3 protein-coding genes, 1 tRNA gene, 1 rRNA gene and 1 pseudogene are annotated in these 5,675 nt (G+C 70.1%); 1 reads left to right on the top strand and 5 read right to left on the bottom strand.

What is annotated here, in order from left to right; translation table 11 throughout:
- Positions 1 to 1,219 (bottom strand): HAMP domain-containing protein (locus tag ACFQ7Q_RS29650; RefSeq protein ID WP_383560323.1); only part of this gene is annotated, 1,219 nt, incomplete at its 3' end.
- A 268-nt stretch (positions 1,220 to 1,487) separates the two neighbouring features.
- Between ACFQ7Q_RS29650 and ACFQ7Q_RS29655 the strand changes: the two genes are divergently transcribed.
- Entirely contained in the window at positions 1,488 to 4,139 is a 2,652-nt protein-coding gene (locus ACFQ7Q_RS29655) for a SpoIIE family protein phosphatase (RefSeq protein ID WP_383560318.1), read from the top strand.
- 145 nt (positions 4,140 to 4,284) lie between these two features.
- On the opposite strand, the gene ACFQ7Q_RS29660 is transcribed toward ACFQ7Q_RS29655, so the two are convergent.
- The 4 genes and pseudogenes from ACFQ7Q_RS29660 to rrf form a co-directional block, all read right to left on the bottom strand.
- Positions 4,285 to 4,821 (bottom strand): SMI1/KNR4 family protein, encoded by a 537-nt coding sequence (locus ACFQ7Q_RS29660; protein WP_383560320.1) that lies wholly within the window; start codon positions 4,819 to 4,821, stop codon positions 4,285 to 4,287.
- A gap of 121 nt (positions 4,822 to 4,942) precedes the next feature.
- Positions 4,943 to 5,427: pseudogene (locus ACFQ7Q_RS29665) on the bottom strand (transposase); the annotation flags it as partial.
- Between the two features lie 73 nt (positions 5,428 to 5,500).
- Positions 5,501 to 5,576, bottom strand: a tRNA-Thr gene (locus tag ACFQ7Q_RS29670).
- 4 nt (positions 5,577 to 5,580) lie between these two features.
- Positions 5,581 to 5,675, bottom strand: a 5S ribosomal RNA gene (rrf, locus tag ACFQ7Q_RS29675); the annotation flags it as partial.

Here is a 5,675-nt window from a genome sequence, read left to right on the forward strand (position 1 = left end):
CCGTGTTGACCGAGTCGGTCAGGTCCTTCCACGTACCCGCCGCACCCGGCACCTGCGCCTGCCCGCCGAGCAGACCCTGCGCACCGACCTCACCCGACACACGGGTCACCTCGTCGGCGAACGTCCGCAGCGTCTCGGTCATCTGGTTGATCGTGTCCGCGAGTTGCGCAACCTCGCCGCGCGCGCTCACCGTGACCTTCTGCGACAGGTCGCCGTTGGCGACCGCGGTGGTCACCTCGGCGATACCCCTCACCTGATTGGTGAGATTTCCCGCCATCGTGTTGACGGAATCGGTCAGGTCCTTCCAGACGCCGGCGACACCCGCCACCTCCGCCTGACCGCCCAGCTCGCCCTCGGTACCCACCTCACGCGCGACACGGGTCACCTCGGAGGAGAACGACGACAGCTGATCCACCATCGTGTTGACGGTGTTCTTCAGCTCCAGCATCTCGCCGGCCACGTGCGCCGTGACCTTCCGGGACAGATCGCCCTTGGCGACCGCCGTCGTCACGAGAGCGATATCACGCACCTGCGCCGTCAACCGGTACGCCATGGTGTTGACCGAATCCGTGAGATCCTTCCACGAACCGGACATACCGCGCACTTGAGCCTGACCGCCCAGCTTGCCCTCGGTACCCACCTCGAGTGCGACCCGCGTCACTTCGTCCGTGAACGCCGACAGCTGGTCGACCAGGTTGTTCACGGTCCGAGCGACCTTCAGGAACTCCCCGCGCAGCGGCCGCGCGGCCCCGTCGGGCCCGTCCGAACGCAGGTCCATCCGCTGGTCCAGGTCACCCTCGGCCACCGCCGAAAGCACCCGCCCCACCTCGGAGACCGGCCGCGTCATGTCGTCGACCAGCGCGTTCGCGGCCTCGATCGCCGCCGCCCACGCGCCCTCGCTGGCCCCCGCGTCCAGCCGCTCCGACAGCTTGCCCTCGCGCCCGACCATGCGCCGCACCCGCGACAACTCGCCGGTCAGATGCATCTGCCGGTCGGCGACCTCGTTGAACACGGCGGAGATCTCCGCCATGACCCCGTCGCCGGACACGGTCAACCGTTTGCGCAGGTTCCCGTCCCGCATCGAGACCAGGGCGGCCAGCAGCCGATCCATGGCCGCCGCGTCCACCTGCACCGTCCCACCACTCCGGGACCGTCCGCCCTTCGCCCGCGTGCCGCTGCCGCTGCTGCTGCCGCGCCGCGCCGCCGTGCCAGACTCCACCGTGTCCCTCCCGAAGGGGTTGACCGTTCTGCCCGGGCCGTCACCACAAGCCTGCCCAGTGTTTCACCGCAGCCGAACCAGGCGATAACAGTTCGGCGACTTCGCATAGCGTCCCCGCCCTCGGGGGACGGAAACAGTGGTGACCGGCATCCGGTCGGACAGCGAAGGTAAGTAACCTGGCATCCGGCTGTCCAACCGCCCCGGTCCGCCCGGCGGGGGTGGGGTGGCGCGAAGACGACCACCGGGCAGCGGGAGGGGCAGACCGACCATGGCGGAGCCGGGCGTCCAGAGGCGTACGAGGAGTTCTGTGATCACCGCGCGGGCGGCTGCCACCTTCGACCCCGTCGGGCGGTCCGTCGCGACCGCCCGCGCCTTCGTACGGGACACCCTCCAGGGCTGGGGGTACGCCGAGGTCGTCGACGACGCCGTCGTCCTCACCAGCGAACTCGTCACCAACGCCGTCATCCACGCCGGCACCGCCGCCGACGTCCTGTGCCTGCGCAGCGACGACGGCGTCCGCGTCGAGGTCGCCGACCACTACCCCGAGCGCGAGATCCCGCTCCAGGGCGGCCGCACGGTCGCCCACCCCGACCGGGAGAACGGCCGGGGCCTGCTCCTGTGCGCCGCCCTCGCCACCCGCTGGGGCGTCGAGTACACCCCCACGCACAAACATGTCTGGTTCCAACTCGACCTGCCCGAACGCGCGATCGGCACCCGCTCCGCCGGCCCGGTCCTCCCGGACGCCCTCCTCCCGGTCGCGGACACCCGTGTCCGCGTCGCCGTCGCCCAGATCGACCGCGGCGGCGCCATCACCTCGTGGAACGAGGACGCCGAGGAACTCTTCGGCTACAGCTCCGAGCAGGTCACCGGCAAACCGCTCGGCGACCTCGCCGCCTGGCCGCACACCCCCGGCATCGGCACCGGCCTCGTCGAGGCCCTCCGGCTCTCCCGCTGGGAAGGCAGTTACGGCATCCGCTGCGCCGACGGCCGCGTCATCCCCGTGTACGCCTCCCACCTCCGCGTCCGCGACGCCGAAGGCGAGCCGTCCACGGTCTGCCTCCTCGTACGCGAGTACGAGCGCGCGGTCCTCCAGACCCCGCAGCGCCCCGCGGTCTCCGACCCGGGCGCCGAGAGCCGCACCACGGACCCCTTCGAGGTCTTCATCGGCTCCCCCGCCCCGGACGACCTCGACGGCCTCCTCCAGCGCACGGTGGAGCGCGCCCGCGACATGCTCGACGGCGACTCCGCGTTCCTGCTGCTCGCCACCGACGACGAGACCGAGCTGGAGGTACGGGCGACCACCGGACTCCCGTCCGCCCGACAGCGGTTCGCCCGCGTCCCCGTCGAGACCGGCGCCAGCCGTTACGGCTCCGCCCGGATGCCGGCCGTCCACGAGGACCTGGCCGCCGTCCCCGGAGCGGTCCCGCTCCTCGAAGGCACCGGGATGCGCTCGGTCGTCACGGTCCCGCTCAAGGTCGAAGGGCGCCTGACCGGTTCGCTCGGCGTCGCCGCCGAAGGCTCGAACCGCTACTCCAACGAGGAGGCCCTGCGCCTCCAGTTCGCCGCGGACCGCATCGCCCTGGCCGTCGAATCGGCCCGCCTCGGCGAACTCGAACGGCTCCGCCGCGGTTCCCTCAGCTTCCTCGTCGAGGCCTCCGACCTCCTGGCCGGCACCCTCGACCGCGACCAGACCCTGGCCCTGATGGCCCAGATGACGGTCCCCACCCTTGCCACCTGGTGCGCCGTGTACACGATCGCCGACCAGGTGTCGGAGCCGTACCTCTCGTACGTCCTGCACGAGGACGAGGACCGCATCGACGGGCTGAAGGCCCTGCTGTCGTCCATCGCCCCGCCCGACCCGGTGCCCACCCCGGGCGCCCGCGTCTGGGCCGCACCCGCCGAGGCCGCCCACCGGTCCGCACTCTCCACTTCGCTCCGCGAACTGGGCCAGAGCAGCGTCCCCTTGTCGTCAGGCATCGACACCACACTGGCCACGGCGGCCGCGGTCGGCGGCGAGACGGTGGTCCTTCCCCTCGTCGCCCGGAACCGCGTCATCGGAATGCTCACCCTCGGCAAGCCCTCCGACGACCACTTCCGCCAGGAGATCCTGGAACTGGCCGAGGACCTCTCGCGCCGAGCGGCCCTGGCCCTCGACAACGCCCGCCTCTACTCGGAGCGCATGGCGATCAGTCAGTCCCTCCAGCGCAGCCTGCTGCCCCCCGGCCTCCCCCAGATCCCCGGCGTCGAGGTCGAGGTCATCTACCGGGCGGCCGGCGAGGGCAACGAGGTCGGCGGAGACTTCTACGACCTCTTCCCGATCCGCGACAACGCCTACGGCTTCGCGATCGGCGACGTCTGCGGTACGGGCCCGGAGGCCGCGGCCGTCACGGGCCTGGCCCGGCACGCCCTGCGCCTGCTGGCCCGCGAGGGCTTCGGCGGCCCGGCGGTCCTGGAGCGCCTCAACGCCGCGATCCTCGACGAGGGAGCCCGCAGCCGCTTCCTGACCCTGCTGTACGGCGAGATGTGGCCGCAGGAGGACGGCTCGGCCATCCTCAAGGTCGTCTGCGCCGGGCACCCGTTGCCGCTCCGACTGCGCCAGGACGGCACGGTCGTCCCCGCGGCGGATCCGCAGCCGCTCCTGGGCGTCCTGGACGACCTGGAGCTGTACGAGCAGACCATCACGCTCGACCCGGGCGATGTGCTGCTCTGCGTCACCGACGGCGTCACGGAGCGCCGCGAGGGCACACGGATGCTCGGCGACGACGGCCTGATCGAGGTCCTCAAGACGTGTACGGGCCTCACGGCCGGCGCCGTCGCCGCCCGCATTCTGCGAGCGGTCGAGCGCTTCGCCCAGGAGCCCGCCTCCGATGACATGGCCATCCTGGCGATGCGCCTCCCGGAGCCCTTCGACGGCGACTGACCGTAGACCGTGGGCCTGCCTCGAAGGGGGCGGGCCCACGGTCCCATGCATGTCGACTAACAACGACTAACACAATGAGGTGAGGCGCCTACCGGCACCTCAGGACAGCAGTGCGGTCGGGTGATCGCGCGAGTCGACCCGGTGGTTACAAGTCGCGCCAGCTCACGAACACGTGCGGCCCTGATCCCGCGATCCGCTCGCTGAACGGATCCACCCCGCCGGTTAGGACGGCCAGGCAGAACTCCGCCATGCCACCGTCGAAGACCGTCCAGGGGTTCGCCCCCCACGGCGCCTGCCTCCGAAAAATGGCCACCCTCCAGCTGTCGGCTGCGCCCTTTCGCAGCCAGAAGGCGACATCGCTGTTCGCCGAGTTCGCGAAGGGCAACAGGAGCGGCAAAGTTTGCCCTCCAAGGAGAGCGCCCAGCTCCTGGCAGTCCCGGTCCGAGAGTGCGGGATTGACTCTGTCGAGGAGATTCCCGTACGGCGATCCCGGGACGGGGGGCGTACTGATGGACAGGTACTCGTCGATCTCTCCCCCGCCGTACGAGTCAACGAACTCGCGGTAATCCTCAGGGAGTTCCAGCTGCACCGCGTCCGCGAGCCGTTCCCAGTCCACCACGTCGCCTCCGGAGACAGGTGGCGGGAGTAGCTGACGCAGGCGGGTGACAGCAGGCTGAGACATATCGGAGTTCCTTCCTTGTCCCCGTGGCGCGCCGCTCTCGGCGGCTACCAAGAGAGGTCAACCATGGGCGCCGGTGCGACTGCGGTCCGAAGTGTTGAGCTCGGTGCGGCAGCGCACACGGCTAACACAAGGATTTCACTCGCCGGTAGGTGATGAGGCAGCAGGCCAGTCTGAGGAAGGCCTCATGAATGTCGGCCCAACGTTCCCAGCGGACCCTCAGGCGTCGGAAGCCGTGCAACCACGCGAAACTCCGCTCGACCACCCATCGGTAGGTGCCCAGCCCGGTGCCATGCCGCGTTCCACGGCGTGCAATCGCCGGCGCGATGCCGCGATCGCGGACCTGGTCACGGTAGACGTCGTGGTCATAGCCACGGTCGGCAAACACAGAGTCGGGCTTGCGGCGCGGACGGCCGACACGGCCGCGTCGGGCTTGCGGCGCGGACGGCCGACACGGCCGCGGACCGGCGGGATGGCGTCGAGCAGGGGCAGCAGCTGGGTGACGTCATTACGTTGCCGCCACACGCCGGCCTCGTTCCAGTCCCGCAGTCTGCGCCAGCAGGTCATGCCCGAGCCGAAGCCCAGCTCCTGCGGCAGGTACTCCCACTGGCTCATTGTGTTAGTCGTTGTAAGACCCGAAAACAAAGAAGGCCCCCGCCATGAGGCGGGGGCCTTCTTTAAGTGGAGCCCTTTAACGGAATCGAACCGTTGACCTTCTCCTTACCATGGAGACGCTCTACCGACTGAGCTAAAAGGGCGGGAGTTCGGCGGCGTCCTACTCTCCCACAGGGTCCCCCCTGCAGTACCATCGGCGCTGAAAGGCTTAGCTTCCGGGTTCGGAATGTAACCGGGCGTTT

Source organism: Streptomyces sp. NPDC056527 (assembly GCF_042794475.1).
GTDB lineage: Bacteria > Actinomycetota > Actinomycetes > Streptomycetales > Streptomycetaceae > Streptomyces.

What these genes read in the sequence shown, in the direction of transcription:
- ACFQ7Q_RS29660 (WP_383560320.1), bottom strand. Translation starts at nt 4,821, where the DNA reads ATGTCTCAGCCTGCTGTCACCCGCCTGCGTCAGCTACTCCCGCCACCT.
- ACFQ7Q_RS29655 (WP_383560318.1), top strand. Translation starts at nt 1,488, where the DNA reads ATGGCGGAGCCGGGCGTCCAGAGGCGTACGAGGAGTTCTGTGATCACC.